The sequence below is a fragment of the Pseudonocardia hispaniensis genome (assembly GCF_042658695.1).
GTDB classification, from domain to species: Bacteria; Actinomycetota; Actinomycetes; order Mycobacteriales; family Pseudonocardiaceae; genus Pseudonocardia; species Pseudonocardia hispaniensis.
Genome location: NZ_JBHSQW010000010.1, coordinates 83,176 through 110,096, shown reverse-complemented (window position 1 = coordinate 110,096; position 26,921 = coordinate 83,176). Strand labels below are relative to the sequence as shown.

The 26,921-nt window shown below is 68.0% G+C and carries 30 protein-coding genes and 4 tRNA genes; 19 read left to right on the top strand and 15 right to left on the bottom strand.

The features are described 5' to 3' along the window. Positions 1-139: 139 nt before the first annotated feature. Together ACFQE5_RS05400 and ACFQE5_RS05395 are read right to left on the bottom strand one after the other, a co-directional pair. The gene (locus ACFQE5_RS05400; RefSeq protein ID WP_379583454.1) at positions 140-829 is read right to left on the bottom strand and encodes an HAD family hydrolase; all 690 of its coding nucleotides are present in this window, start codon (positions 827-829) and stop codon (positions 140-142) included. Then, positions 826-1,668: a GntR family transcriptional regulator gene (locus ACFQE5_RS05395; protein ID WP_379583452.1), complete on the bottom strand. Its 843-nt coding sequence runs from the start codon at positions 1,666-1,668 to the stop codon at positions 826-828. The genes ACFQE5_RS05400 and ACFQE5_RS05395 overlap by 4 nt, the downstream gene beginning before the upstream one ends. Before the next feature lie 129 nt (positions 1,669-1,797). On the opposite strand from ACFQE5_RS05395, the gene ACFQE5_RS05390 reads away from it, so the two are divergent. The 7 genes from ACFQE5_RS05390 (at position 1,798) to ACFQE5_RS05360 (ending at position 7,868) form a co-directional block, all read left to right on the top strand. Beyond that, positions 1,798-2,217: a plasmid replication, integration and excision activator gene (locus ACFQE5_RS05390; protein WP_379583450.1), complete on the top strand. Its 420-nt coding sequence runs from the start codon at positions 1,798-1,800 to the stop codon at positions 2,215-2,217. Positions 2,218-2,389: 172 nt separating this feature from the next. Then, on the top strand, positions 2,390-2,740 hold the full coding sequence (locus tag ACFQE5_RS05385) for a hypothetical protein (protein ID WP_379583448.1): 351 nt from the start codon (positions 2,390-2,392) through the stop codon (positions 2,738-2,740). Then, a complete protein-coding gene (locus ACFQE5_RS05380) occupies positions 2,740-3,087 on the top strand; it encodes a WhiB family transcriptional regulator (protein WP_379583446.1) in 348 nt (115 codons plus the stop codon). The genes ACFQE5_RS05385 and ACFQE5_RS05380 overlap by 1 nt, the downstream gene beginning before the upstream one ends. Further along, entirely contained in the window at positions 3,087-4,676 is a 1,590-nt protein-coding gene (locus ACFQE5_RS05375; RefSeq protein WP_379583444.1) for an FtsK/SpoIIIE domain-containing protein, read from the top strand. The genes ACFQE5_RS05380 and ACFQE5_RS05375 overlap by 1 nt, the downstream gene beginning before the upstream one ends. After that, positions 4,673-6,391: a replication initiator gene (locus tag ACFQE5_RS05370; protein WP_379583442.1), complete on the top strand. Its 1,719-nt coding sequence runs from the start codon at positions 4,673-4,675 to the stop codon at positions 6,389-6,391. The genes ACFQE5_RS05375 and ACFQE5_RS05370 overlap by 4 nt, the downstream gene beginning before the upstream one ends. Beyond that, positions 6,388-6,630 (top strand): helix-turn-helix domain-containing protein, encoded by a 243-nt coding sequence (locus ACFQE5_RS05365; RefSeq protein ID WP_379583440.1) that lies wholly within the window; start codon positions 6,388-6,390, stop codon positions 6,628-6,630. The genes ACFQE5_RS05370 and ACFQE5_RS05365 overlap by 4 nt, the downstream gene beginning before the upstream one ends. Positions 6,631-6,632: 2 nt before the next feature. Then, complete coding sequence (locus tag ACFQE5_RS05360) at positions 6,633-7,868, top strand: tyrosine-type recombinase/integrase (protein WP_379583437.1); 1,236 nt, start codon at positions 6,633-6,635, stop codon at positions 7,866-7,868. Positions 7,869-7,951: 83 nt separating this feature from the next. On the opposite strand, the gene ACFQE5_RS05355 is transcribed toward ACFQE5_RS05360, so the two are convergent. The 4 genes from ACFQE5_RS05355 to ACFQE5_RS05340 form a co-directional block, all read right to left on the bottom strand. Next, positions 7,952-8,026 (bottom strand) — tRNA-Val (locus ACFQE5_RS05355). A 1-nt stretch (position 8,027) separates the two neighbouring features. Further along, positions 8,028-8,099 (bottom strand) — tRNA-Cys (locus ACFQE5_RS05350). A 68-nt stretch (positions 8,100-8,167) separates the two neighbouring features. After that, positions 8,168-8,240 (bottom strand) — tRNA-Gly (locus ACFQE5_RS05345). A 102-nt stretch (positions 8,241-8,342) separates the two neighbouring features. Beyond that, entirely contained in the window at positions 8,343-8,774 is a 432-nt protein-coding gene (locus ACFQE5_RS05340) for an SsgA family sporulation/cell division regulator (protein WP_379583435.1), read from the bottom strand. Between the two features lie 509 nt (positions 8,775-9,283). On the opposite strand from ACFQE5_RS05340, the gene ACFQE5_RS05335 reads away from it, so the two are divergent. Together ACFQE5_RS05335 and ACFQE5_RS05330 are read left to right on the top strand one after the other, a co-directional pair. Then, positions 9,284-9,757, top strand: coding sequence for a TIGR02611 family protein (locus ACFQE5_RS05335; protein ID WP_379583433.1), 474 nt, complete (start codon positions 9,284-9,286; stop codon positions 9,755-9,757). A gap of 23 nt (positions 9,758-9,780) precedes the next feature. After that, positions 9,781-9,852, top strand: a tRNA-Val gene (locus tag ACFQE5_RS05330). Positions 9,853-9,921: 69 nt separating this feature from the next. Here the strand turns inward: ACFQE5_RS05330 and ACFQE5_RS05325 are convergent. Next, positions 9,922-10,245 (bottom strand): tyrosine-type recombinase/integrase, encoded by a 324-nt coding sequence (locus tag ACFQE5_RS05325; protein ID WP_379583430.1) that lies wholly within the window; start codon positions 10,243-10,245, stop codon positions 9,922-9,924. Positions 10,246-10,952: 707 nt separating this feature from the next. On the opposite strand from ACFQE5_RS05325, the gene ACFQE5_RS05320 reads away from it, so the two are divergent. Continuing rightward, complete coding sequence (locus ACFQE5_RS05320; protein WP_379583428.1) at positions 10,953-11,186, top strand: hypothetical protein; 234 nt, start codon at positions 10,953-10,955, stop codon at positions 11,184-11,186. Here ACFQE5_RS05320 and ACFQE5_RS05315 read toward each other — a convergent pair. From ACFQE5_RS05315 to ACFQE5_RS05280, 8 genes are all read right to left on the bottom strand, one after another. Continuing rightward, positions 11,176-12,276 (bottom strand): NDMA-dependent alcohol dehydrogenase, encoded by a 1,101-nt coding sequence (locus tag ACFQE5_RS05315; RefSeq protein WP_379583426.1) that lies wholly within the window; start codon positions 12,274-12,276, stop codon positions 11,176-11,178. The two genes, ACFQE5_RS05320 and ACFQE5_RS05315, sit on opposite strands and share 11 nt — an antisense overlap. Further along, a complete protein-coding gene (locus ACFQE5_RS05310) occupies positions 12,273-12,944 on the bottom strand; it encodes a hypothetical protein (RefSeq protein ID WP_379583424.1) in 672 nt (223 codons plus the stop codon). The genes ACFQE5_RS05315 and ACFQE5_RS05310 overlap by 4 nt, the downstream gene beginning before the upstream one ends. Positions 12,945-12,967: 23 nt before the next feature. Beyond that, complete coding sequence (locus ACFQE5_RS05305; RefSeq protein WP_379583422.1) at positions 12,968-13,708, bottom strand: ABC transporter ATP-binding protein; 741 nt, start codon at positions 13,706-13,708, stop codon at positions 12,968-12,970. Next, positions 13,708-14,472 carry an ABC transporter ATP-binding protein gene (locus ACFQE5_RS05300; RefSeq protein ID WP_379583420.1) on the bottom strand — a complete coding sequence of 255 codons (765 nt, stop codon included), beginning with the start codon at positions 14,470-14,472 and terminating at the stop codon, positions 13,708-13,710. The genes ACFQE5_RS05305 and ACFQE5_RS05300 overlap by 1 nt, the downstream gene beginning before the upstream one ends. A 36-nt stretch (positions 14,473-14,508) precedes the next feature. After that, positions 14,509-15,438, bottom strand: coding sequence for a branched-chain amino acid ABC transporter permease (locus ACFQE5_RS05295; RefSeq protein WP_379583418.1), 930 nt, complete (start codon positions 15,436-15,438; stop codon positions 14,509-14,511). 128 nt (positions 15,439-15,566) lie between these two features. Then, positions 15,567-16,439 carry a branched-chain amino acid ABC transporter permease gene (locus tag ACFQE5_RS05290; protein WP_379583416.1) on the bottom strand — a complete coding sequence of 291 codons (873 nt, stop codon included), beginning with the start codon at positions 16,437-16,439 and terminating at the stop codon, positions 15,567-15,569. 17 nt (positions 16,440-16,456) lie between these two features. Next, positions 16,457-17,704 carry an ABC transporter substrate-binding protein gene (locus ACFQE5_RS05285; protein ID WP_379583414.1) on the bottom strand — a complete coding sequence of 416 codons (1,248 nt, stop codon included), beginning with the start codon at positions 17,702-17,704 and terminating at the stop codon, positions 16,457-16,459. A gap of 492 nt (positions 17,705-18,196) precedes the next feature. Further along, positions 18,197-19,129 (bottom strand): LysR substrate-binding domain-containing protein, encoded by a 933-nt coding sequence (locus ACFQE5_RS05280; RefSeq protein WP_379583412.1) that lies wholly within the window; start codon positions 19,127-19,129, stop codon positions 18,197-18,199. On the opposite strand from ACFQE5_RS05280, the gene ACFQE5_RS05275 reads away from it, so the two are divergent. The 9 genes from ACFQE5_RS05275 to ACFQE5_RS05235 form a co-directional block, all read left to right on the top strand. Continuing rightward, complete coding sequence (locus ACFQE5_RS05275) at positions 19,085-20,683, top strand: 2-hydroxymuconic semialdehyde dehydrogenase (protein WP_379583409.1); 1,599 nt, start codon at positions 19,085-19,087, stop codon at positions 20,681-20,683. The two genes, ACFQE5_RS05280 and ACFQE5_RS05275, sit on opposite strands and share 45 nt — an antisense overlap. Beyond that, on the top strand, positions 20,680-21,480 hold the full coding sequence (locus ACFQE5_RS05270; RefSeq protein WP_379583406.1) for a 2-keto-4-pentenoate hydratase: 801 nt from the start codon (positions 20,680-20,682) through the stop codon (positions 21,478-21,480). Before ACFQE5_RS05275 ends, ACFQE5_RS05270 begins: the two co-directional genes overlap by 4 nt. Continuing rightward, positions 21,477-22,406, top strand: coding sequence for an acetaldehyde dehydrogenase (acetylating) (locus ACFQE5_RS05265; RefSeq protein ID WP_379583404.1), 930 nt, complete (start codon positions 21,477-21,479; stop codon positions 22,404-22,406). Before ACFQE5_RS05270 ends, ACFQE5_RS05265 begins: the two co-directional genes overlap by 4 nt. After that, positions 22,403-23,413: a 4-hydroxy-2-oxovalerate aldolase gene (dmpG, locus tag ACFQE5_RS05260; RefSeq protein ID WP_379583402.1), complete on the top strand. Its 1,011-nt coding sequence runs from the start codon at positions 22,403-22,405 to the stop codon at positions 23,411-23,413. Before ACFQE5_RS05265 ends, dmpG begins: the two co-directional genes overlap by 4 nt. Beyond that, complete coding sequence (locus tag ACFQE5_RS05255; protein WP_379583400.1) at positions 23,410-24,213, top strand: 2-keto-4-pentenoate hydratase; 804 nt, start codon at positions 23,410-23,412, stop codon at positions 24,211-24,213. Before dmpG ends, ACFQE5_RS05255 begins: the two co-directional genes overlap by 4 nt. Continuing rightward, complete coding sequence (locus ACFQE5_RS05250; RefSeq protein WP_379583398.1) at positions 24,206-24,634, top strand: RidA family protein; 429 nt, start codon at positions 24,206-24,208, stop codon at positions 24,632-24,634. Before ACFQE5_RS05255 ends, ACFQE5_RS05250 begins: the two co-directional genes overlap by 8 nt. 130 nt (positions 24,635-24,764) lie before the next feature. After that, positions 24,765-25,742, top strand: coding sequence for an amidohydrolase family protein (locus ACFQE5_RS05245; RefSeq protein ID WP_379583396.1), 978 nt, complete (start codon positions 24,765-24,767; stop codon positions 25,740-25,742). 416 nt (positions 25,743-26,158) lie between these two features. After that, positions 26,159-26,512, top strand: a complete 354-nt coding sequence (locus tag ACFQE5_RS05240) for an ArsR/SmtB family transcription factor (RefSeq protein WP_379583394.1) — start codon at positions 26,159-26,161, stop codon at positions 26,510-26,512. A 3-nt stretch (positions 26,513-26,515) separates the two neighbouring features. Then, positions 26,516-26,921 (top strand): SRPBCC family protein (locus ACFQE5_RS05235; protein WP_379583392.1); only part of this gene is annotated, 406 nt, incomplete at its 3' end.

Here is a 26,921-nt window from a genome sequence, read left to right as displayed (position 1 = left end):
GGTCACGCCAGCCGCGACCGGGCCGGAGGTGGAGGGAGCGAGCCGAGCGGGGCCGGCGCAGCCGGCCGCGCGCCGCCGCAGGCGGCGCCCTTGATCTCCTACATGCGGATTCGGCAGCACCGCGCGGTTGTGCCGATGACTACCTGCGCCGGGCCACTACCGCGTCGACGAGTTCGGTCATCAGCTCGATGATCGCCGCGGGTTCCAGCGCGGTGAACGTCTCGCGCTTGCCGGGCTTGTTGGCGTGGCCGATCGCGACGGTTCCGGCGGTGTGGGCGGCCTCGAGGTCACTGAGCGAGTCGCCGACGAGGACACATCGGGCGGGGATGGTGTCGAGTTCGCGGGCGGCGCGCAGGACGGCGTGCGGGTGCGGTTTCAGCAGGGCCGGACGGCCGATCTCGCGTCCGATGACGCCGGTGACGAACTGGTCCAGCTCGTGGGCGCGGAGGTAGGCGCGGATGGCGGGCTCGGAGTTGTTGCTGACCACGGTCACGGTGTGTCCGGCAGCGCGCAGGGCGGCGATGGCGTCGGCGGCGCCGGGGGTCGGGGGAGCGACGCGGACGGCCTGCTGTTCCAGCTCGACGAACACGGTGTCGAGGCCCGCCGGGACGTCGGAGCCGAGCTGGGGCGAGTAGCGGAGCACGGCGAACGGGTCGGAGATGGCTTTGATGTCGGCCGGGAGGAGATCGAAGCCCGCGGCTGCGAGCGTCGCGCGGAGCTGCTCAGCGAGCCACCGGTCGGTGACGCCCTCGAAGGCGCCGCAGATCGGGCCGTCGAAGTCGAGCAGGACATGCGGGTGGTCGGCGAGGAGGCGGGCGAGCGGATTCACGGCGCGAGGGGGCGGGCGACGGTGTTCCAGAGGCTGTCGAACCACATGCGGGACTGACGCACGTACTGCGCACCGATCGACTCGGGGTCGCCGTCGGCGGCGTGGTGGAACAGCACGGCGTCCTTGCCCAGGAGGTCCCACACCGGCACGCGTTCGCCGTCGAGCTGCACGTCGTGCTTGTCCACCGGGTAGTAGCCGAAGAACGCCTCCGCCTCGTTGATCACGTAGAGCTTGAACAGCGGCACGGCCGGCTGCACCCGGACCTCGGCGCGGGCGTCCTCGACCAGGCCGAGCTCGTTCAGCTCGGTCACCGCGTCGACCACCGCGAGGGCGTGGCGGCGCATGATCCGGTCGGCGCGGGCTCGGAAGGCGGGACTGTCGGCCATGTCCTCGACCCGCGCGGGCAGCGACCAGGGCACGGCCGGGTCCGGGACGAGCAGCCGCACCGAGACCGAGGCGGGGCGTAGCCGTCCGGCGCGGATCTTGTCGATGGGCTCGCTGATCGCGCCGTGCAGGGTCTCGCCGGAGAACCCGGCGAAGTCCACCGACACGTGCGCGGCCTCGAACGCGCGCTCCAGGTGCGGGCGCAGCCCGACCGGTCGCTCGGTGCGCTCGCGCACGAACACCCCGCTCCCCTGCCGGGAGATGACCAGGCCCTCGTCCCGCAGGAGGCGAATCGCCTGCTGCACGGTCATCCGGGCGACCCCGTAGCGCTCGGCGAGCTGCGGCCCGGACGGCAGCTTGTCCCCCGGCTGGAAGGTACGCGTGAGAATCGCCGCGCGCAGCGAGTTCGCCACCTGCTGATACGGCGGCCGTGGGTCGTTCGGGTCGAGTCCCATGCCCTCATGCTAGGGCCGATCCGCCTAACTCACCTAACTTGGCTAGCCAGCCCCTTGCCGCCCCACGACGGTGTGATCTAACCTCTACTTGGCTAGCCAACCTAGGCAGCCCAGTTCAGGGGAGAGCAGATGGCGATCAAGCCGAGGTTTCAGGTGTCGATGGGTGACGTGTTCCCGCACGGCGCCTACGTGGTGTCCGACGTCGAGCCGGTGCGCGACTACGACAAGTCGTCCGCGGGGCGGGTGGTGCAGGCGGTGGACAAGGAGTCGGGACTGCTGGTATGGGCGGTGTCGGTGCTGGATGCCGATCCGGAGGCGCGTAAGGACGCCAAGACGGTGACGGTGAAGATCTCCGCCCCGGTGCAGCCGGTTCCGCCGGAGGCCCCGGCCGGGATGCCGTTTCGGCCGGTGGAGTTCGACGGGCTGACGGTCACCCCGTACGTCAACGAGTCCGGCGGCCGGGCGCGCATCGCCTACAGCCTGCGCGCCACGGCGATGCGAGCCCCGCGCATCGGCGCCGGACGCCCGTCCAAGCAGGACGCGGCCTGACCCACCGCACCCGTCCCGCTCGCACCACCCGGGGACGGGGTGGAGGGGAGTCCGGCGGCCACCGGGCTCCCCTCCTGGGTCTTCCTCACTGCACCAGCCCTGAGCAGGCGTTTCGTTCGGAAGGGGACCGAGGGTAATGAATCCCGACAAGCCATGCACCATCAGCACGCCGGTGCCGATCCGGGTCACGGCCGCGCTGGACGACCTCGACGAGCAGTACCGGGCGGCGTCCGAGCTGCCGATGAGCACCGACATCGAGCACGCCCACCGCGCCGCGACGCTTGCGGTGGTCTGCGCCCGCCGGGCGGGATGGTGGCGGATGCTGGAGTGCCACGCCTACCGCGACCCGGACACGCTCAGCGTCTACGGCCACGCCGCGCTGCTGGCCCGCACCCATGAGCGGGACGCGGCCCGGTTCTGGCGCCAGTCCGCCCGTGACTGGGCCGCCCGCGCGGCAGGTGATCGGCACGGCTTCGGGCTGTGGGCCACTGGGGATCACCTCGGCGGCGGGGCGGTGGCGTGATGATTCACGAGTCGTCCGGGCGGGGCTGGCGCGCTGCCTGCGCCACCCCGGGGATCGACCCGGAGATCTTCTACCCGATCGACACCGGCCCCGCCGGAGCGCAGGCGGTGGCCCGCGCCAAGCAGGTGTGCGCCGGCTGCCGGGTGCGGGCGGAGTGCCTGGCCGACGTCATGGCTTCGGAGGATCCGGCCGAGCGGTGGGGAGTCACCGGTGGCCTGTCCGCCGACGAGCGCTCGGCGCTGTTTGCCCGCGACCGTCACCCCGCGCCGGTGCTCGTCCCCGCTGCGGGGGTGCAGCTCGGCCTGTTCGACCTCACCAACACCACGGCCCGGAGGGGGGCGGCGTGATGAGCACCGCGCAACTCGTTCTCACCCTGGCCGGGCTCGGTGCCGGGCTGTGGGTGCTGCACTGGATCGGGCAGGCGCTCACGCAACTGCTGGAGGCGCTGGCGGTGATCGCCGCGGTGTTCGTGACCGTGTGGCTGGTCGCCAAGGGCCTCTACCGCGCCGCCCGGCTGCTCCTGCGCTGGTGGCGTACCACCCTCACGACCGCCGCCGTGGTGGTGTGGTGCTCCTGGCTGGGCTGGGTCTCCCTCGTGGTCACGCTCGCCGTCATCGGGACGGGCTTGGTGGTGTGGCGGCTTGCCCGCCGGGAGGTGTTCGAGCCCTGGGTCGGGCGGCATCTGCGCTCCTGGTGGCAGCGCTGGACCCGCTACGCGCCCCGGGCTGCGCGGTGGTTCCGGGCGTGCGGGCTGACCGTGCCGGACCCGGACACCGGGATCACGGTGCAGGTCAACCCGTTCCGCAGGACCGCGATCCGGCCCCGCCCGCAGGCCCGGCCCGATCAGCTCCCGCGCATCGAGTCGGTGCGCTCGGGGGCGTCGTGGGACGAGGTCCGCGTGCGGCTCGTGCCCGGGCAGACCCCGGAGGAGTACGACCAAGCCGCCCGCGCCCTCGCCGTGGCCCGCGGCGTGGCTCGCTGCCAGGTCCGCGAGATCGGCCCGCGGCTGGTGTCGATCGACTTCCAACGCCGCAACCTGCTCACCGACCCCGTCCCCTGCACGGCCCTCGCCCCGCTGGCCGCGGTGGCCGGCGAGTCGGTGGATCTGCGGCGGGTGTGGTCCGGGCGCACCGAGTACGGCACCGACTGGCACCAGTCCCTCGCGGGCGGGCACACCCTCTACGCCGGGGCCACCGGAGCCGGCAAGGGCTCGTTCTGCTGGGCACCCCTCGTGTCGATCGCCCCGGCGATCCAGGACGGGCTGGTGCGGGTGTCCGGGATCGACCCGAAGGGCATGGAGCTGGCCTACGGGCGGCAGGTGTTCCACCGCTACGCGGTCACCTCCAAGGACGCGCTCGCGCTGCTCGATGACCTGATCGAGGGCATGGAGGCCCGTAAGACGGAGTTCGCCGGCCGACTGCGCGCCATCCCGGCCACCCGCGAGCATCCGTGGGAGCTGCTGGAGTTCGACGAGATCGGCGCCCTGCTGCGCTACATCGGCGACCGCAAGACCCGCGAGGCCATCACCGACCGCGTCGCCGTGCTCACCACCCAGGGCCGGGCGTTGGGCTACACCGTGCGCGGCTATGTGCAGGAGCCGACCAAGGACACCGTCCCCGTCCGCGAGCTGTTCCCCCGCCGCGCCTGTCTGCGCGTGGCCGCCAAGAGCCACGTGGCGATGGTCCTCGGGGATCACGCCTATGACCGGGGTGCGTGGGCCAACCGCATCGGCGAGTCCGATCCCGGCGTGGCCTACCTGTTCGGCGAAGGCATCCGCGAACCCCTGCGGGTCCGCTCCGCCTGGGTGCCCGACCAGACGATCAAGGAGCTGGAGCAGTTCGTCACCGGCGCCCCGATCCCGGCCGCTGCTGGCCAGGTCCTCGCCCTGCCCGCCCCCGCGGCCCCGACTGTCGAGCCCGCCGGAGGTGTCGCATGACCAGCACCAACGACCAGATCCCGCAGGCGCTCGCCCCGGTTGGCGAGTTCGGCCCGCACACGGTGCCGGACGCAGAGTGGATCGACCAGGACCAGCTCACCCGCGCGCAGAAGGCGCTGCTCGCGCTGACCGGGGACGTCGCCCGCCAGCTCGCGGAGGACCACGGCGTCTGCGTTCGCCCCCTCGCAATGCGCCGGCTGGAGACCTCCACCGGCCGGGTCGACGTCGTCCCGGTGCCGTGCGGGGCCCGGGATGAGGCCAAGTGCCGGCCGTGCGCGGAGAAGGCGCGGCGGCTGCGGATGGTCCAGTGCCGGGAGGGCTGGCACCTCGAGGACGAACCCACCCCGGCCCGGCCGGTCCCGACGGAGCGGCAGAAGGGACTGCTTGCCACCCGGGCGGATCTGCACGCCCGCTACACCCTCGCCCGCGAGCAGGGCGACGACGAAGTCTGTGAGGAGATCCGCGACATCGTCGCTGAGCTGGACGTCGAGATCCGCGCCGCCGGGATCCGTGGGCGCCTCGTCCCCCTCGACCCCGAGCACAAGGCCCGCAAGCGCTCCACCCGCCGCCGCCAGGACGCCCCCAACCTGCCCCGCCGCCCGGTCGAGCAGCGCACGCTCGGGCGGGTCTACGGCGGCAAGTACCGGCCCTCGACCTTCCTCACCCTGACCCTGGACAGCTACGGGCGGGTCGATCAGGACGGCGCCGCGCTCGACCCGTCGAGCTACGACTACCGCCGCGCCGCCCGCGACGCCATCCACTTCGCCCGGCTGGTGGATCGGTTCTGGCAGAACACGCGCCGCTGTGTGGGCTGGGACGTGCAGTACTTCGGCACCGTCGAACCCCAACGCCGCGGCGCCCCGCACTTCCACGCCGCGATTCGCGGCACCATCCCGCGCGCGGAGCTGCGCGCCATCGTCGCCGCGACCTACCACCAGGTGTGGTGGCCACCCCACGACGAGATCCGGTACTCGGGGGAGCGGATGCCGCGGTGGTGCGACCGCGCCAAGGGGTTCGTGGACCCGGACACCCGCGAACCGCTGCCGACCTGGGAGGAGGCCACCGACCCGGCCAACCTGCCCGCCCCGGCGCACACCGTGGTGTTCGGGCGGCAGGTACACCTCAAGGGCATCCTCGGCGGCACCGAGGAAGCCGGCCGCCACATCGGCTACCTCACCAAGTACCTGACCAAGAGCGTCAGCCACGCCGCCGGCCTCGACGAGGACGCGACCGACCGGCAGCGCGAGCACCACCGCCGCCTGACCGCGGAACTCCGGGTCACGCCGTGCTCACCGCGCTGCCCGGTCTGGCTCCTGTACGGGGTCCAACCCAAGGGCGCCCGACTCTCCATGGTCTCCGGGGTGTGCAAGGGCAAGGCGCACAAGCCCGAACACCTCGGCATCGCCGGCCGCCGCGTCCTCGTCTCCCGCAAATGGTCGGGCAAGACCCTCGACGACCACCGCGCCGAACGCGCCGCGTTCGTTCGGCAACTCCTGAACAAGGCCGGCGTCCGCCCCGGCTACGCCATCGACGACGGCCCCTTCGAATGGGAACGCACCAGGCCGGGTGATCCGGACGTCCCGAGCAGACCCGTCCTGCTGCTGCACGCCATCGCCGAACGACAGCGCTGGAAAGCCGACTACGACGCCGCCCAGCAGCTCGTCATGGACGAACCAGATCGTTCGGCAACTCGTGATCAAGAGGAGGCAGCGTGAACAACGTCATCCGCTTCCCGGCCCCGGACGACCTGGATGATCCGGTCTCGCTCGGGGACCTGCCGACGGCCGCGATCTACACCGTGGCCCAGGCAGCGACTCTCCTCGGCATCAGCTCCGGCCTTGCGTATGAGCTCGTCCGGGCCGGCGAGATTCCGGCCAAGCGCCTCGGCCGGCGCTGGATCGTCCCGCGCGACCGCTTCCACTCGTGGCTCAACGACCTCCCGAAGGGCGCCTGACCATGTCGAACATCTCCAAGACCCCGGCCGGGAACTACCGCGCCAACTGGCGGGAGCCGTCGGGCCGGCTGCGAGCCAAGACCTTCCGCACGAAGAAGGAGGCGGCCCGGTTCCTCGCCGAGCTGGACACGACGATCACCAAGGGCACGTACGTCGACCCACACGCCGGTCGGATGAAGTTCGAGGTCCTCGCAGAGCGCTGGCTCGCGAGCCGCAACGACGAGGCCACCACCCGCGCCCGGGACGCGTCGATCATGCGCAACCACGTGGTGGCGAAGTGGGGGGAGTGGCCGCTGGGCAAGATCGATCACCTCGCCGTTCAGGAGTGGATCAGCGCTCTCGGCGAGCGTCGTGCCCCCGCGACCGTCGCGCAGTGCCACCGGCTGCTGTCCGCGGTGCTCCGCTCGGCCGTCCGGAGCCGGATCATCGCGTTCAACCCGTGCGAAGGCGTGCGGCTTCCGAAGCAGCGCAAGCGCGACACCGACCACCAGGTCATCAGCCGCGACGACCTTCGCGGCCGGCTGCTCCCCGTTGTCCCGACGCGCTACCGCGCCCTGGTCGGCACGGCGGCCGGCACCGGGCTCCGGTGGGGTGAGGCAACCGGCCTGTGCCTGGACGCCCTGGACCTCGACCGGCGGCAACTCCGCGTGATCCGCACCGTCGTGGAGGTCAGCGGGAACACCCGGTTCAAGGCGTTCCCGAAGAGCGCGGCTGGCCGGCGAACCATCCCGCTCCCGGCGTGGCTACTGCCGATCCTCGCTGAACACCTCGACCTGTTCCCGGCTGGTGATCACGGGCTGCTGTTCGGCAACTCCGTCGGCAAGCCGCTCCGCCGGACGCTGTTCCGGTCCCGGGTCTGGCGGCCCGCCCTCGTCCGCGCCGGCCTGCTCGGGCAACTCGTGGTCGTCGACGAGCACACCGTCCGGGCCGGCTGGACGGACGGCGACGGGGGCGAGCACACGAAGGAGTTCCCGACCGAGCGCGAGGCCGTGCAGCACCTCGCTCGCTCAGCCGCCGGCGGGCTGCGCTTCCACGACCTCCGGCACTCCTACGCCACTTGGCTCGTGGACGATGGCGTCCCGATCAACATGGTCCAGCGGGTGATGGGACACGAGCGCTCGACGACGACGCTCGACCTCTACACGCGGCGGACCGACGGCCACGACCGCATCCTCCGCGCCCTGGGCGAGGACGACGACGAGGACGGGCCGGCGGGTGCTCTCGTGCCGGTCGGATGACTTTCTGATGACTCACGAGCCCCGGCAACGACGAACGGCCTGGTCGGTGATCCTCTTGCGAGGCTCTGACCAGGCCGTTCGGGTGGTGGGCGATACTGGGATTGAACCAGTGACCTCTTCCGTGTCAAGGAAGCGCTCTCCCACTGAGCTAATCGCCCGAGGCGGAGGCGGGAATCGAACCCGCGTACAGGGCTTTGCAGGCCCTTGCCTAAGCCACTCGGCCACTCCGCCTGACCCTCCGGACTACAGCTCCGTCGGCCCAAGCCCTGGAGGTCCGGCGCAGACCCGAGGTTCCTCCGAGCGGACGACGGGATTCGAACCCGCGACCCTCACCTTGGCAAGGTGATGCGCTACCAGCTGCGCTACGTCCGCATGTGCACCGGTCGGTGCGATGTGGAGAACATTAGCGCAGGCCCTCGGACGGTTCAAAACCGGCCCCTCCGCTTGCTCGCGGAGCGCCTCCGACCTGCGAATTCAGTCGCGGGCTCGATGGTTGGCCAGCAGGTTCGACAGCGCAGCGTCGAAGTCGAGCCAGGAGTACTCGCTCCCGGGCGGGACAGCCTCGAAGGTCCGGTCCAGGAACTCGGCGAGTCCGGCGGCACATGTGGTGAAGACGGCGTGGCCCGAAGGTGAGGTCAGTTCGAGCTCGATCCGGCTGAGGTCGTGGGGGAGCGGCTGCACCTTCACATCGCCGGTTCCGGCCTCTGCGACCAGCCCGTCGGCTAGCAGGTCACGGGCGAAAACCCACCTCACCGATGAGTCGCCACCGGTCTGGAAGGTCGCCTGCACCGCGTAGGGGTCTCGGCTGGAATATGACAACTCGACGTTGACGGGCACGACCGGCGCATCAGATGTGATCAACTCGAAGATCGCTGATGAGCAGATGGTCAGGTACTCGCCGCGCATCCTGCATCCTCTTCCGTCGTGCCGCGTGATCTGTCATGCACAAAACGAGCGTGGCGCGATGCGGTGACGGTCGGGTACGCGCAGTCTGTCCCGACTGCCACAAGATTCACCGGGACGAGTCCGTCACGCCCGGTCAGGGACTTGCGGTAGCGGATGTGACCTGGCTTGCAGCGTTCGCCGGAACCGAGCTGCGCGGACAGCGAAGGCCGCACGCGCGGATCCCGCTGACGGCCGAGACATCCGACGACACACGCGATCGCATCCTCGACGGGCATCGCGCAGGGCAGAGGCAGGCCTACCCGCTGGCCCGTCGCATCCGCCTCGATGACGGGAGCGCGCACACCGTGATGCCGGGTCGCGAGGCCTACGCCCTGTGGGGATCCCTGATGAGGTGGGCCGAGGGCCATCGGCACGTTCGAGGTGACGGACGGCCAGACCGGACCTCGCCCTGTAGCATCGGTCACCGCGGCTGACGAGTTCACGACCTCTGCGATCTCGATCGAACCTGGTTGTCCTGCTCCGGCCGCACCGCGGACGATCATTGCGAGCGGACGGGTGGAAACCTGAACGACACCGACGAGTCGGAGCAGACCCGGCTGGCCAGGCTGCGCGCCCGGATCGCGCACCGGCCGGCGCTGCGCCGCACCTACCGGATCGGGGTTGGAGTTCTCGGCGGGCTCGTGCTGGCGGGCGGCATCGTCGCGATCCCGTACCCGGGCCCGGGCTGGCTCATCGTGTTCCTGGGCCTGGCCATCCTCGCCAGCGAGTTCGAGTGGGCCCGGCGGCTGCTGCACTTCGCCCGCGGCAAGTACGACGCGTGGACCGCCTGGCTCGCCCGGCAGCACCTGGGCGTCCGGCTGTCGGTGCTGAGCGCCACCTGCCTCGTCGTCCTCGGCACGCTCTACCTGCTCAACGTGTTCAACACCGTCGCCAGCTGGACCGGGCTCGCGCAGTGGACCTGGCTGCGAAGCCCGTTGTTCTAGTGTTGTAAGGTCTACGACGGCACGGGCGATTAGCTCAGGGGGAGAGCGCTTCGTTCACACCGAAGAGGTCACTGGTTCGATCCCAGTATCGCCCACGCAGCCCAGAGGCCCCATCCGAGATCATCGGACGGGGCCTCTGACGTTGTGAGTGACTAACTCAGTGACTACGTTCCTGCCGCGGGGAAGATCCGGTCCATGGCCGTCGCTCCATCGTCGAGCACCGGACGGATCTGCTTCCGGTAGACCAGCTCGGTCACCGACGTGCCGTTGTGTCCGACGAGCCGGGAGATCTGCTCGATCGGCACCCCGTCATCGGAGAGCAGCAAGACGAAGCTGTGCCGCTGCTCCCGTGGCGTCCACACTTCTGCCGGGAGACCGGCAGCCGCCGCGATTCGGCGGAACGCGCGGCGGACGTTGGCCCCGTCGAGCGGGGTGCCGATCTCGGAGGCGAATACGAGGTCGGTGTCGATCCATCGGATGCCGGCCAACCGGCGGCCTGGCGGACCCGTTGGGCCCGGAGCGCGTCGACGCAGCGTTGCGGGAGCGCGATCGTCCGGCGCGACTTGCGGGTCGTGGTGTCGCCGCCAGCCCGGACCGAGCGCCACACCATCATGTGTGCGGGCACCGGGGGGAGTGGCGTCGGATCATCGTCGAGGTCGACGTGGGCCCAGGTCAGCGAGCGGAGTTCCTCGGTCCGCGCACCGGTCAACAGTGACAGCACGAGGTACGCCCCGATCGTCGAGCCCTCGGCCACGGTCAGCAACGCCTCCGCCTCTGCGAGCCTGAGCGCCTCCGACGGCCGGCCCGGCTGACCGCGCGGGGTTTCGCACAGCAGCACCACGTTCCGCTTCACCTTGTCGCGTGCCTGGGCCCGAGCCACGGATCGGCTCAGGATCGAGCGGAGGTCCTGCAACGTCCGCGTGCTCAGCGTGCGGGCCTTCTCGACGGTGCTGGCGTCGCGTCCCCTCAGCCAGTCGTTCACCGCCCACGCGACGGTGTACCCGGGGCGCGGCTGCGAGGCCATCGCTGTGGCGGCGGATGATCTCCTTGAGGTTGTTCTTCGCCTCGGCCTTGGTCCGGCCGCTTCCGCGTCCAACGATCCGCTTGCCCGATGGGGTGTAGCCCACCGTCACGGACGCGATCCAGCGCTCGCGCGCGGCGTCCCGGTGCAGGCCGCCGTCCCCGTGGCTACGCCATGGCCGATCACTCGCGCGCCGACCTGGTCATCGACGCGCTGCGCATGGCGGTTCGCAACTGTTTCCTCGTTGAGGCTGGCCAGTACATGTCCGAGGCGTTCGCTGCGACCGCCGAGCACTTGTGGATTCGCCGATCGATGGGGCGCACGGGCGTGTGTTTCGACAAGCAACCAGATCACAGTCCGGAATTTGCGGGGCAGTCCACCTCCCAGGAGCACTCGTTCAGTGGATGATCACGCCCCGAAGGTTCGCACCCGAGTGAAGGTCCTGATAGCCCTGCCGGATCTGATCCAACGAGTACCGTCCGGACACCAACTCGTCGAGTTTGAGGGATCCCTGCCGGTACATCTCGATCAATCGTGGAATGTCGACCGTGACGTTGCACTCCCCGAGTGCACTACCTCGGATCACCATGTCGGCACGTGCCACGAGGGCTACCGGCAGGTCCAGCCGAACCTTCTCCGGGTCTCCAAGAGCCGCCAGCACGAGCGTGCCCGCCTTGCGGAGAAGACTGAAACCCGTCTCGGCCAGCCCCGGCACACCTGCCGCCACGATCACCTGATCAGCACCGTCTCCGTGGGTGGCCTCGTGGACCGCCTTTCGCAGGTCTTCTTCCACGGTGAAGGCCTGGGTGGCACCCAGGGTCAGGGCAAGGGACGTCTTCGCAGGAGACGGGTCCAGCACCATCACCTGGCGGGCTCCGGCGTGAACGGCACCCTGGACAGCGTTGCTCCCCACTCCGCCGGCGCCGAGGACAACGCACACGTCCCCGGGACGAACGGCGGCGCTGTGGACGGCCGCGCCCCAACCGGTGGGCACGGCACAGCCGAGGAGAGCCATCACCTCCAGCGGTAGGTCCTTGGGCACCGTGATGCACGAGATCTCCGGCACCACAGCATGCTCGGAGAATGTTCCCAGCATGCTGTTGGCTCCGACGTCCTCGCCGTTGTGATGGAACCGGAACGTGCCGTCCGGCAGGCAGCCCTCAAACAGCCGGGCGCTTTCGTTACACAAGTTACTTTTGCCGGTCACACAGTACCGACACCGACCGCACACGGGCCGGAAGGAGAACACGACATGGTCCCCAACCGCCAATCTGCTGGTCGACGTCCCGACAGCGGTGACGATGCCCGCTCCCTCGTGCCCGCCGACCAGCGGGTAACGCGGCTTGAGCTCACCCAGGCGCATATGTTCGTCGGAATGGCAAAGACCCGCTGCGACCATTTGCACCTGGACCTCTCCGGCCTTCGGCGGGTCCAGTTCGAGTTCGACCACCTCCCACTCCTCGCCAGGCGCGAACACAACGGCTGCTCTGGTCTTCATGACACTTCCTTCGTGATCGTGGCCTCGGTGTCCAGGAAGCCGTGCAGTTTGAAGTAGGTGCGCCGGAACGTCGACTTATCGATGTTGTTCAGCCACAAACCGCCCCATGGCGCATGTCCCTTACGGGATGCCATGAAGATCTCCGGCGCCTCGGACTCGTAGATGCACCAGTACCGCCGTGGCGTGTCGTCATCGGCGACGACGCGCCAGGCACGGTGAATGCCGGGCGCTCGGCAGACGTCACTCATGTGCTCATGGGTGTACCACTCGTCGAAGGCTGACTCCTGGGCAGCTGCATCGTCTGCTGTCGGGACGAAGTCCACGCACACGGCCACCGCATAGTCGCCGCGCAGAGGCGAGCAGTCGAAGTAGCCGAGCGGGGTGAAAGGCCGGGGCACCAGGTCGGTCGGCGATAGATGGCCCATGCGGCAGAGAGCGTCGACCACGTCCGACTGGCGGCGGTGCAGCCCAGGTCCGGTGGCGATGATCAGCGAGGACTCCGGGCCTGACGCGGTGCTGGTGTCCGGGTGATCGATGGTCTCCAGAAACACGACTTGGGAAGCACCCGCCGCTTCGGCGACCGACCGGAGCGTCGCCGTACTGCGTAGGGCTGAGACCTCCGACCCCGGATCGACGGCCAGCATGAGCCAGTCATCACGCATGTTCACGTGGAACTACTCCTTCGTTGGATCTACCTGGACGGACTCGCATCTGAGGCGGTGGAGGTCCCGAGATAGGCCTCGTGCACCCGGGGGTCAAGGCGCAACTCGGCCACAGAAGCGGCGGCGACGACCTGCCCGCGCACAAGCACGTAGCCGCGATCGGCGAGAGCGAAGGCCATCTCCGCGTTCTGCTCGACGACGATCATGGTGGTGCCACCCCTGGAAACCGTCGCGAGACGTTCGGCAACCTGCTCGGTTGCCTGCGGAGACAGCCCCAGGGAGGGCTCGTCAAGCAGCATGATCTTCGGGTCGGACATCAGGCCCCGCCCGATGGCGAGCATCTGCTGCTGTCCTCCGGACAGGGTTCCCGCCGGCTGGTTCTCCCGCTCCGCGAGGATCGGGAAGACCTCGTACACCTTGGCGATTTCGCCTTTTCGGTCGAAGGCGCGCCGTCGGTGGTAAGCACCGAGAAGGAGGTTCTCCTTGACGGTCAGCCCGTTGAAAACATGACGCCCTTCGGGCACAAGCACCAGGCCCGCACGGACCCGGTCCTCAACGCTCAGATTCGTGAGGTCTCGGCCACCAATGGAGATCCTGCCCTCCATCGCCGGAACCAGACCCACAAGCGTCTTGAGCAGCGTCGACTTACCTGCTCCGTTCGAACCGATGATTGTCACGACCTCGCCCGGCTGGACAGTGAGGCTGACACCACGCACGGCTTCGATCCCGCCGTATCCTGATCGGATGTCGGTAGCGATGAGTTCGGTCATCACAGACCACTCCGCTGCTTCACTCCGGCGAACCCTCGGCCGAGGTAGGCTTCCATTACTGCGGGATTCTGCTGGACCTGCTCGGGAGTTCCGTAAGCGATAAGTCCACCGTTTTCGAGGACGTAAACCGAGTCGCTCACCCGCATCACGGTACCCACGTCATGTTCGACGAGGACCACTGCGGTGCCGGACCTGCCGAGTTGAATGAACAGGTCGCCGAGTTCGGCGCTTTCCGTGGCGTTGAGCCCGGCCAGCGGCTCATCGAGCAGGATGACACGCGGCTCGGACGCGACCGCCCTGGCGATCTCGACCCTTCGCTGATGACCGTAGGGGAGGTTCTGTGGGTATTCATCGGCGAATTTGTCTACTCCGAACCGGCCGAGCACCTCGAATGCGACGTCGTACTCCTTACGCAGTCGGCGGGTACGGGCCGGCACACCGAGCAGGTCTGCGAGGTATGACGAGCCGAGCCGTACGGATCTGCTGACGACGACGTTCTCCAGCACCGTCAGCGAGGCGAACAGTTGCGGGGTCTGGAAGGTTCGCGACATGCCCAATTTCGCCCGCTCGGCGACACTGAGTCGGGTAATGTCCTTGCCGGCCAGCTCCACCGTTCCCTTCGACGGAGAAACCGCGCCCGAGATCAGGTTGAACAGGGTCGTCTTGCCGGCGCCGTTGGGTCCGATGAGAGCCGTCACCCCCTCGGGTTGGATGTGGATGTCCACGTCGTTAACGGCGATCACCCCGCCGAATGCCTTGGTCAATCCCGAGGTCTGGATTATCGGGGACATCGGACTCTGTCACCCCTTCCTTCGGGTGCTGCGGTGCCTCTGGAAGTTCGCCCACTTCTCGCTAGCGAAGCCGACGATTCCCTGCGGCAGGAAGAGCAGGAAGATGACCAGCACCACGCCATAGACCGCGATCTCGAAGTTGCCGCCGACGTTCGAGGACAGGAGCGGCAGAGTCTCTCGCGCACCCTCGGTGAGGACGAGCAGGAACAGCGCTCCGACGGGTGCGCCCCACACCGAGCGCATTCCACCGATGACCACGATGATGAGGAACTGAACGGACTGGAGCAGTCCCATCATCGTGGGGTCGATGAACGACGTCCAGTGCGCATAGAGGCTTCCCGCCACGCTGGCCAGGACCGCCGAGGTGATGAGTGACCGCGTCTTCAGCCGCATCGGCTCCAGACCCGCGGCCGCTGTGGCGATCTCGCTGTCTCCGAGCGCCTTGAGCCGCTGTCCTTCAACCGAATGCAGCAGATTGCTGCACAGCAGCGTCGCGACGAAGAGCACTCCCGCGACCAGCCAGTAATAGGAGGCGTCTCCGGAAAGGATCCAGGACCCGAGCTGAATTGGGGGAATGTCCGCCAAGCCGACGGCGCCGCCCACCGAGTCCTGTTCCTTGACGACCGTCTCGGCGACGAGGCCGAGCGCAAGTGTCGCCAAGGCGAGGTAGTGGCCGGCCGTGCGGAAGATCAGTCTGCCGATTAGCCAGGAGAGTACGGCGCAGATCAGCGCGCCGACCAAGGTGGCGACGAGGGGCGAGATTCCAGTTCGCACGACCAGGAGCGCGTTGACGTACCCGCCGATGCCGAAGAAAGCGGCGTGCCCGATCGACAGTTGTCCTGCGAAACCGGCGAGGATGACGATGCCCAGTCCGGCGATGGAGATGATTCCGGCCTGCACGAGCAGCGACTGGTTGAGCAGGGGGAGCCCGGAGGCCACGGTGGGAAGGGCGAGCAGGATCAGCGCGAAGACCGCGAACTGGACACGACGCGACACGTGTCGCCCGTTTCCCTGCGGAACGCTGCGGCCCGCACCTCCCAGGAGAGAGGCCGTGTCTTTGGTCGTGGTCATACCCGTGTCACCGCCTTCCAGCCGAGAAGGCCGCTCGGTCGCACCAGCAAGATGATGGCCAGCAACCCGAAGGCAACGGCGTTCTGGTAACCCGACGGGAGGAATCCCACCGCGACCGATGAGACGACACCAAGGACGAGTCCGCCGACGGCCGCTCCGACGGTGGATCCCAGTCCTCCGATCGCCGCGGCCGCAAAGCCGTAGAGTCCCAGGTGCAGGCCCATCATGCTGTCGGGACTCTGGAGCGGCGCCAGCACCGACCCGGCGAGCCCGGCCAGCATGCCGCCAAGAGCGAATGCCAGAAGCGACATCCGGCCGGGCGAAACGCCGACGATTCGTGAGGCCATGCGGTCGATGGCGACCGCTCGCATCGAGACCCCCAGCAAGGTCCGGTTGAGGAAGAACCACAACCCGAGGGAAACCACGGCGGCGGACAGGAGAATCCAGAGGTACTGCTGTGGCAGCCGTGCTCCGAAGAATTCAACCGGGGGACCTGACGTGATCGGCGGCGCGAAATGAGGATTGGTGCCGATCAGCACGAGTGCCACTCCACGAATGGCGATGCCAGCCCCTAGCGTCAAGAAGACCTGCCGCCCGGGGTTCATGTCGCGGCGTGGTGCGATGACGAGCTTCTCAACAAGCACGCCGAGCAGACCCGCCACCAGGATGGCCGCACCCAGACCAGCCCCCAGCGGCCACCCCGCCTCTGCGGCGAGGGCGAAGGTGAGACCTCCCGCCATGACGAACTCACCCTGGGCGAAGTTGATCACCCCGGTGACTTGGTAAATCAGCACAAGGCCCAGTCCGATGATTGCGTAGACGAGTCCTACGCCGAGGCCTGTCACGAGGTACTGCATCGCTTCCGCCATGACTCACCAAGACCGCATTACTGGTTGACCTGAGAGTCGGCGAGCGTCCACTGTCCGTCATGGACCTGCAGGAGGCGAAGAGAGGACGTCTTGAGCCCAACGTGATCCTCTGTGGTCATCTGGAACTCGCCCTCGACACCCATGTGGTTCAGGCTCTCCAGGGCATCGCGCACCTTGGCCGAGTCGGTGGTCCCCGCCTTGTCGATGGCCGCCGCCATCAGCCCGAGTGCGTCCGCTCCGTATGCCGCGAACCCACTGAAGTCGCCGAACTTCTCGGTGAATGTCGAGTAGAACTCCTTGAGCTCGGCGTAGTTCGGCAGATCCTGGGGAGCACGGTCGCCCAGCATCGCCGCCGGGTGGACACCGAAGACACCCTCGGCCGCGGCAGCTGCGCGCTGCAGGAAGATGGGCGAGCCGGAGCCGACGTCGAAGTAGATCGGCTCCTTCCAGCCGAGCTGTTTGGCGTTCTGCGTCAGAATGGCCGAGCCGAGCGGGTTCGAGGCCGCGACGAGAGCCCCGGGCTTGGCGGCCAGAACCTTGGTCACCTGCGGTGAGTAGTCCTTGTCGTTCATCTGGAACCGCTCACTGGCGACGACGTCGATGCCGTTGCTCTCCGCGACCTTCGTGAACGAGTCAAGCGCGACGTCACCGTAGGCGTTGGCGACGGCCAGGTACGCCACGGTCGTGATTCCCCGAGCCTTGAGGTCCGCTACCTGCACTTCAGCGCTCTGGCTCAACAGGGGTGAGGTCTTGAAGATCCACCGCCGCTGGTCCGTGGGCTTGACGATCGCGTCGGAGCCTCCCATCGAGATGACGGGGACGCCTTGGGACTCAGCTGCGCTGGCGAAGGACAGCGTGGTGGAGCTCGCGCCCGCCCCCAAGATGCCGACGATCGAATCGTCGTTCATGAACTTCTTGGAGATCTGGAGGGACTCGGTCGGTTCGCTCTTGTTGTCCCGGACGACGAGCTCGATCTTCTTGCCGCCCAGTACACCCTTGGCATTGACACTTTCCAGCATGGCTTCCATGCCCTTGAGGTACGCGTCCCCGATGACCGCCTCGCCCCCCGACAGCTCGAGGTTGACCCCGATCCGCACGAGGTCTCCGGACTCCTTGACGGCCCGTCCTCCCTCCGACGAGGACGCGGTGGACGTGGTTGCCGCACAGCCGGCCAGAACGGCCACGCCGACGATCGGGGCGGCAAGCTTGAGCAGTAGGCCGCGGCATGCCTTCCGCGCCGAACGTAATGAATCTTTGCTGGTCATGTCAGACATCCTGGTTGTCGGTGATGGTGCAGGGATTTCATGTTGCTCAGTCGGCCGAGGCCCTAGGGGCTCAACCTCTGCGGGACTGAAACCGAACCGAACAGCAGTCCCTGGGAGATCACGGTTCGAGAGTCGGCGTCGAGGAAGCCTGGGGCATGAACGACGTTGGCCAACCGGACGCTTGCTGCATGCGTACGGGTAGTCGACTGTCAGCTATCACCTGACGTGGGCCGAGGTCGGACTAGCCATTGGACAGCAGTCGCAGAGGCATTCTCCAGGTGGCGGTGGGTGTGGACATCTCGTTGAGCATAGAAACGACGGGACATGCCTGACTAATGCTCTTTTGTGTCAGCGACATGCTCAGATGGGCATATCGATCGTCGTGCCGTCTCCGCCTAGATGTCGAGGTCACCGAGGCGGACCCGATGACGTACGCCCCGGGTCGTCACACCCTGTCATCGAGTCAGCCGACGGCCCACACCCAGCCGATTCTCATACCTGCTCAGGGTTGAGTCCGGCGGCCTGGTGGCGGAGGTGGCCGAGTAGAGCCTTGGCCCCAGGGGACAGCGGTCGGTTGGCAGGCCTGGTCACGCCGACCGACCTGCGAATCGACGTCAGTTGCGTATTGATCAGTTCGAGCTTGTCGTCTTGCGTGGCGATCAGCATCGGCAGCGCCGCCAGGAAGTCTGTCGACACCAGCAGCTCGCGCAGAGTCAGGATCGAGGTGCACTCGATCCGGTTGGCCGGGATGGCGATGCCCTCCTGTGCGAAGAATGCCTCGAGTTCGCCGCGGAGCGTGGTCTGCTCCACCGGAAAGATCCACGGGTAGTCCGCCAGCTGCTTGAGAGACGGCGACTTGAGCGCGTGCACGGGATGTCCCCGGCGGGCCACCAGTCGGACCGGTTCGCGGTACAGCATCTGCTGCACGAGGCTGGCGGGAGCCTTGGCGGTCAGCCGCCCGACGACGAGGTCACACTCTCCGGCCAGCAGTGCGGCCTGGAGGATGTCGGGGGTCGCCTCGCGTACGACGACGGTCAGCTTGGGGTGCTCCTCCTTGAGCGCCGCGATGGCCCTGGGGAGCAGCAGGTTGGCGCCGGCGAGGTGCGTCCCCACCGTGACGGTGCCGAGGTCGGCGTTGGTCAGCAGATCGATCTGCCGGCCCGCCTGCCGCAGTTGGGCGATGACGGCGCGTGCGTGCTCAAGGAAGCTTTCGCCGAACAGCGTCGGGGTCACGCCGCGTGGGCCGCGGTCGAAGAGGCTGACGCCCAAAATGTCCTCGACCTCACGAAGACCACGGGTCACCACCGGCTGGGTGATGTGCAACGCCTCCGCAGCTCCCACGATGCTGCGCCGGTCGGCGATGCTGATGACCAGGGTCAGGTGGCGCAGCTTCAGTCGCCCCTCGAGCAGGCGGTCGTCACTCACCTGCAAACTGTATGCCAATTTAGGCATGCCTTGTCAAGAAAAGGGCATTGGACGGGCATTGCTCGCGCTTCTACGCTCTTTGCTATGTCCGGAACGCCAGTCAATTCCCTGTTGAACTTCATCGGCGGAACGTACGTCGAAGGGGAGGCCACGTTCGACAAGATCAGCCCGGTTGATGGCACCGCTGCCGCCACGGTTCATGTCGCGGGCTCCGAGCTGGTCGATGCCGCAGTCGGCGCCGCACGACGGGCGCTCGGCGGGCCGTGGGGCCGCACCTCCGTCGCGGACCGCGCCAAGGTTCTGCGCCGGATCGCCGATCGCATTGAGGAGCGTTTCGAGGACTTCGTCGCCGCGGAGGTACGCGACACCGGTAAGCCGGTCACCCTGGCCCGGCAGCTCGACGTAGCTCGCGCGGTCACCAACTTTCGCTCGTTCGCCGACATCGTCAGCGCCAAGGGCCTCGATTCGTACCTGACCGAGCTGCCCGACGGACGCCAGGCCCTCAACTACGCCCTCGCCAAGCCGCTTGGGGTCGTAGCGGTCATCGTGCCATGGAATCTCCCGCTCCTGCTGCTGACCTGGAAGGTTGCGCCTGCGCTCGCCTGCGGGAATGCCGTGGTGGTCAAGCCGTCGGAAGACGCGCCGTCCACCGCGACCCTGCTCGGCGAGGTGATGTCGGAGGCCGGAGTACTGGCTGGCGTCTACAACGTGGTCCACGGATTCGGCCCTGACTCGACCGGAGAGTTCCTCACCACACACGAGGACATCGACGGCGTCACCTTCACCGGTGCATCGTCCACCGGCTCTGCGATCATGCGCGCCGTCGCACCGGGCGTGCGGCCGGTGTCTTTCGAGCTCGGCGGCAAGAACGCCGCACTGGTCTTCGCCGATGCGGACCTCGAGAAGGCGGTCGACGGCCTGTCCCGCTCGATCTTCACCAACACGGGTCAGGTCTGCCTGTGCACCGAGCGGGTGTACATCGAGCGCCCCGTGTACGACGAGGTGGTCGGACGACTGGTGGCGAGGGCAGGGGCGCTGAAGCTCGGCCGGCCCGAGGATCCGCATACGACCATGGGGCCGCTGATCTCCGCGGCCCATCGGGACAAGGTCCAGTCCTATTTGAAGCTGGCCGAGGCCGAGGGCGCCGATGTGCTGACGGGGGGCCGTATCCCCGACCTCGGTGAGGACCTTGCCGGTGGCGCGTGGATCGAGCCCACGCTGTGGGCCGGGCTCGACAACTCCTCACGGGTCGTTCGCGAGGAGGTCTTCGGACCGGTCGCCGCCCTCATCCCGTTCGACACCGAGGAAGAAGGGATCCGGCTGGCCAACGACACGAAGTACGGCCTTGCGGCAGCAGTGTGGACCCAGAACCTCGAGCGAGGCCATCGCGTCGCGCAGCAGATGCGCGTCGGGATGTCCTGGGTCAACACGTGGTACCTCCGCGACCTCCGCTCACCCTTCGGCGGCATCGGTCTGTCCGGCATCGGTCGTGAAGGCGGTCACCACTCGCTGGCCTTCTACACTGAACCGACGAATGTGTGCGTGCAGCTGTGACGACCACCGCAGCTCTCAACGCCGCGGCCATGCAGCTCATCGCTGCCACCGAGACCGGGGTTCCGTGCGCGCCGGTCCGCGACATCATCGGAGAAACCGACCAGGACGCCGCCTACCAGGTCCAGGCGAGGGTCACCGAGCACCGGCTCGCCGGCGGTCAGCGGATCGTCGGACGCAAGATCGGTCTGACCTCACGCTCGGTGCAGGCGCAACTCGGTGTACACAGCCCTGACTTCGGCACGCTCTTCGGCGACATGGCGTATGCCGACCGCGAGCCCATGCCCCTTGGCCGGTTCCTCCAGCCCAGGATCGAAGCCGAGGTCGCCTTCGTGCTCGGCCGCGACCTCGATGTCGAGTCCGCCAACGTCGCTGACGTCGTCCGGGCAACGGACTGCGTGCTCGCGGCCATCGAGGTGGTCGACTCCCGAATCTCCGGTTGGGATATCACGATCAGCGACACCATCGCAGACAACGCGTCCAGTGGTGCCTTCGTCCTCGGGACCATGCCTCGCCTGCTGCACGAGGTGGACCTCCCGGGGCTTGGGATGGTCATCGAACAGCGTGGTCAGGTCGTGTCGGCGGGGGCAGGCGCCGCCTGTCTCGGCAGCCCGGTCACGGCCGTGGTGTGGCTGGCACGTGCACTGGCCAGGCAGGGCGCGCCGCTCCGCGCCGGTGACGTGATCCTCTCCGGTGCGCTCGGCCCTGTCGTGCCGGTCACGGCCCCCGGCGTCCTCACCGCTCGCCTCTCCGGTCTCGGCGATGTTTCGGCCCAGTTCGTGGAAGGAGTGTCCGGATGACTGTGGCGGCTGCCATCATCGGGTCCGGCAACATCGGCACCGACCTGATGTTCAAGATCAAGCGCCTGTCGGACGTGCTGCACGTCGCGGCGATGGCCGGCATCGACGAGAGCTCGGAGGGTCTCGCCCGAGCCCGACGGATGGGCATCGGGACGACCCACGAAGGAGTCGACGGGCTGCTGACGATGCCGGAGTTCGGCCAGGTCGAGATCGTGTTCGATGCCACGTCGGCGGCCGCTCACCGGCGCAACTACGACCTGGTGCGGCAACACGGCAAGACCATGGTCGACCTGACGCCCGCAGCCATCGGCCCCTACGTCGTACCGCCGGTGAACCTCGACACGCACCTCGCCGCTGACAACATCAACATGGTCACCTGCGGCGGCCAGGCCACGGTGCCGATCGTCGCCGCGGTCTCCGCGGTCACCCCCGTGGCCTACGCGGAGATCGTCGCTTCGATCGCCTCGAAGTCCGCCGGCCCGGGGACACGCGCGAACATCGATGAGTTCACCGAGACCACGTCAGCCGCGATCGAGACGGTCGGTGGTGCCGAGCGGGGCAAGGCCGTGATCGTGCTGAACCCGGCCGATCCGCCGCTGGTCATGCGTGACACGGTCTTCTGCCTGGTCCAGGAGGCCGACCAAGCGGCGATCAGGGCATCGGTCGAGGCGATGGTGGCCGAGGTGCAACAGTACGTGCCCGGTTACCGGCTCAAGCAGGCCGTGCAGTACGACGCTGTGGAGCATGCGTTCGTGCCTTCGTTGGGGCGCCCGTTCCAGGGAACCAAGGTCTCGGTCTTCCTGGAGGTGAACGGCGCCGGCCACTACCTGCCCGAATACGCGGGCAACCTCGACATCATGACGTCGGCCGCCCTCCGTGCCGCCGAGCGACTGATCTCGAAGCGCGCCGAGGAGGTCGCATCGTGACCAAGGTCTATGTCCAGGACGTCACCCTGCGGGACGGCATGCACGCCGTCGGCCACGCTTACACCGTCGACCAGGTGAAGGCGATCGCGGGCGCCCTCGATGCCGCCGGAGTCGACGCCATCGAGGTGACCCACGGCGACGGGCTCGGCGGCTCATCGGTGATCTACGGGCACGGTGCCCACACCGATGAACAGTGGATCACCGCCGCGGCCGAGGTGGTGACGAACGCCAAGCTCACCACGCTCCTGCTCCCGGGTATCGGACGTATCGACGATCTCAAACGCGCACGTGACCTCGGCGTGGTGAGCGTGCGAGTGGCGACCCACTGCACCGAGGCCGATGTGGCCGCACAACATATTGCCTGGGCCCGCGAGCACGGCATGGACGTCTCCGGCTTCCTGATGATGAGCCATCTGAACTCTCCCGAAGGGCTGGCCCGGCAGGCGAAGCTGATGGAGTCGTACGGTGCGCACTGCGTGTACGTCACCGACTCCGGCGGCCGGCTGACTCTCAAGGACATGGCCGCGCGGGTACGGGCCTACCGCGACGTACTCAATGACGAGACACAGATCGGGGTCCATGCCCACGAGAACCTCTCGTTGAGCGTCGCGAACAGCGTCGTCGCGGTGGAGAACGGCGTCTCTCGCGTCGACGCGTCGCTCGCCGGACAGGGTGCCGGCGCGGGCAACTGCCCGATCGAGGCGTTCGTCGCCGTCGCCAACCTGATGGGCTGGAAGCACGGTTGCGATCTGTTCGCCCTGCAGGACGCGGCCGAGGAATTGGTGCGACCGCTACAGAAGCGCCCGGTGCGGGTGGACCGCGAGACGCTCACCCTGGGATACGCCGGGGTGTATTCCAGCTTCCTGCTGCATGCCGAACGGGCCGCGGAACGCTACGGCCTCGACGTACGCGCGATCCTGCTGGAGCTCGGCCGCCGCCACATGGTCGGCGGTCAGGAAGACATGATCGTGGACGTCGCGCTGGACCTCTCGAAGGAGCCAACATGACCGACGTCGTCGCTCTGGCGTCGATGCTCGACGACGCGGCGCGCACCGCGACCGCGATCCCGCAGCTGACCGCCACGACCTCGCTGACCCTCGACAAGGCGTATGACGTCCAGCGTGCCGGTGTCGCCCTTCGGACAGAACGCGGCGATGCGGCGGTCGGCGTCAAGCTGGGTTTCACCAGCAAGGCCAAGGCCCTGCAGATGGGCGTCTCCGATGCCATCATCGGCGTGATCACCGATGAGATGCGCGTCGATGATGGCGGCGAGGTCGATGTGAGCCGGCTCATCCATCCCCGTATCGAGCCGGAGGTGGCCTTCCGGCTGGGGCCCGATATCGACCCCGACGACCCGCACGACGATCCCCAGACCGCCGTGTTGGAGATCGCGCCCGCGCTCGAGATCATCGACAGCCGGTACCGCGACTTCACGTTCAGCTTGGAGGACGTCGTCGCCGACAACACCTCGGCGGCCCGTTTCGTGGTCGGGCCCTGGCGCCCGTTCGAGAGCGCACAGGCACGTCTCGACCTGGGCAACCTCGGGGTCGTCTTGGAACTGGATGGCGCGGTCGTCGAGACCGGATCGACCGCCGCCATCCTCGGTGATCCGCTTCGCGCACTGCCGGCGGTCAAGCGGATGGCCCGGCACCACGGTCTGGCGCTCCCGGCCGGATCGATCATCCTCGCCGGGGCCGCCACCGCCGCCGTCTCGCTCCCGTCACAGCCGGGGATCTCAGTGGTGGCCACCGTCACCGGGCTCGGCCGCGTCTGCCTCACCACTGTCGGAGGTGACGTCGATGGCTGACGCATTCCTCGTCGAGGGCAAGGCGAAGCCACGCGGCCGGTTCCCCCACGCGAAGGTGGTCGGGGACCTGATCTTCGTCTCCGGCACGAGCAGCCGCCGTCCCGACAACAGCTTCGAGGGCGTCGAGGTCGACGAGATGGGCGTCACCAAGCTCGACATCAAGGCACAGACCCGCGCCGTGCTCGACAACATCCGCGACATCCTCGCCGCCGCCGGTGCATCACTGGAGGATCTCGTTCAGATCACGACCTACCTCGTCAACATGAACGACTTCGGTGGCTACAACGAGGTGTACGCCGAGTACTTCGACGAGTCGGGGCCCACCCGCACCACCGTCGCTGTACATCAACTGCCGCACCCGCATCTGCTCATTGAGATCCAGGCAGTCGCTTGCCTGGCAACCGTGTCGACCAGGAGGTAGACCGATGATCGCTCCGCCCGTCGCAGACGTCTGTAGATGGATCGCCGACTGTGAGCAGCTCTACGGCACCGAGGATGCCCGTACCTGCAGCAACGGTGGAACGCCGTACCCAGGTAAGGACTGAGCCGCGTTGGGGACTATCGACGCCCATACCCACTTCGTGTCACGCGGTTGGCCAGACCTCGGGGACGGCCAGCCATGGCTACGCGTCGAGTCCGAGCGCGAGGCCATGATCATGGTGGGTTCCAAGGAGTTCCGGCGAATCCACTCTGACTGCTGGGACGCCAACGTGCGCCTCGCGGACATGGATGCCGACGGCGTCGAGATCCAGGTGGTCTCACCGACGCCCGTTTTCTTCTCCTATGACACACCGGGAGGTCATGCGGAGAAGGTCGCCCGCATCTTCAACGATCTCGCCCTGGAGATCTGTGCCCCCGGCCAGGGAAGGCTCCTGCCGTTCTGCCAGGTCCCGCTGCAGGACCCCGACGCGGCCTGCCGCGAACTCGAACGGGCAGTGGCCTCGGGTCACGTGGGCGTCGAGATCGGCAACCACGTCGGCGACCGGGACCTCGACGATGCCGGCGTGGTGACCTTCCTGCAGCACGCCGCCGCTTTGGGCGTCCCGGTGTTCGTGCACCCCTGGGACATGCAGTCGTCGCCCCGGCTCGATCGCTGGATGGCTCAGTGGCTCGCGGGCATGCCTGCGGAGACCCACCTGTCGATCATCGCCATGATTCTCGGGGGCGTCTTCGACAAGGTGCCGGACACGCTACGGATCTGTTTCGCGCACGGCGGCGGGTCGTTCGCCTTCTGGCTCGGCCGATTCGAAAACGCATGGCACAGGCGAAGCGACGTCATTGCCACCTCACAGGAGCCGCCGTCGAGGTACGTGAAGCGGTTCAGCGTCGACTCGGCCGTCTTCGAACCCGCGGCGCTGCGCGTGCTGGTGGATACCCTCGGCGCCGCACAGGTCATGGTCGGAACCGACTACCCCTATCCCCTGGGGGAGCGTCCCGCGGCAGACGTCGTCCGGCGCGCCGAGTTCCTCAACGATCGGCAGCGGAAGCTCATCCTGGCCGACAACGCCAGAGCGTTCCTTGGGATTTGAGAGCATGCTGGCCGATTCAGCGGGATTCGCCATCCTCTCGCTGACTCGGCCAGCGCTTTTCACATGAGCCTGTTCTTGGCTCTCAAGCCGCGTTGGTGGCTCTTCACAATCGAGGGTGTAACGCACGTGCTGGCGCGTCGGTTTCGGGACAGACGTCGAGTCTTCCGAGGATGAAGGCTCCTACAGGCTCATCCCGAAAGACCTCGACGTGTCTGACGCTTCCCCGCCGGCGGGCTTCGCCTACCCCGACTTGACCGCCTTCTGCCGACTCGACGAGCTCGGTCTCGTTCAAGGCCGCCGAGCCTCGGTCGAAGCTGTCGCGCCGCGTGCCCGGCGGTGGTCGGCCGCTCGACCGCCGCCACCAGCGGGAACCGAGCCCTTGACAACATACAACCAGTAGGTTGTATGTTGGTCCCGTGAGCGAGGCCGACGAGGAGCGGGCGGACGCCCTGTTCCACGCGCTCGCCGACCGGACCCGGCGCGACATCATGCGCCGGGTGCTGGCCGGGGAGCATTCGGTTTCCGCGCTCGCCGCGAAGTACGACATGAGCTTCGCCGCCGTGCAGAAGCACGTTGCCGTCCTGGAGCGGGCCGGCCTGCTCACCAAGCGGCGCAACGGTCGCGAGCAACTGGCCAGCGGCGACGTGGAGGCGGTGCGGTCGGTCGCGTCCATGCTCGCCGAGCTGGAACAGATCTGGCGGGGCCGCATCGCGCGCATCGATGAACTGCTCGCACTCGACACCGCAAACCACTCGGACCCGGAGGACTGACACATGCCTGTCGTCGACGTCAAGCACGACCTGGAGACCCGGACCCTGACCATCACCGCCGAGTTCGCCGCGCCGATCGAGCGGGTCTGGCAGATCTATGCGGACCCGCGGCAGCTGGAGAAGGTGTGGGGTCCGCCGACCTACCCGGCGACCGTGGTCGAGCACGACCTGACCCCCGGCGGCCGGGTGCACTACTTCATGACCGGCCCGGAGGGCGAGAAGTTCGCCGGGTACTGGAAGGTCACGGCGGTCGATGAGCCGCGGAGCTTCTCGTTCGAGGACGGGTTCGCCGACCTGGATTTCACCCCGAACCCGGAGATGCCGGTCTCGATGAACGTCTACACCTTCACCGAGCACGACGGCCGCACGCGCGCGACGTACGTGGCCTCCTACGAGACCGCGGAAGGGC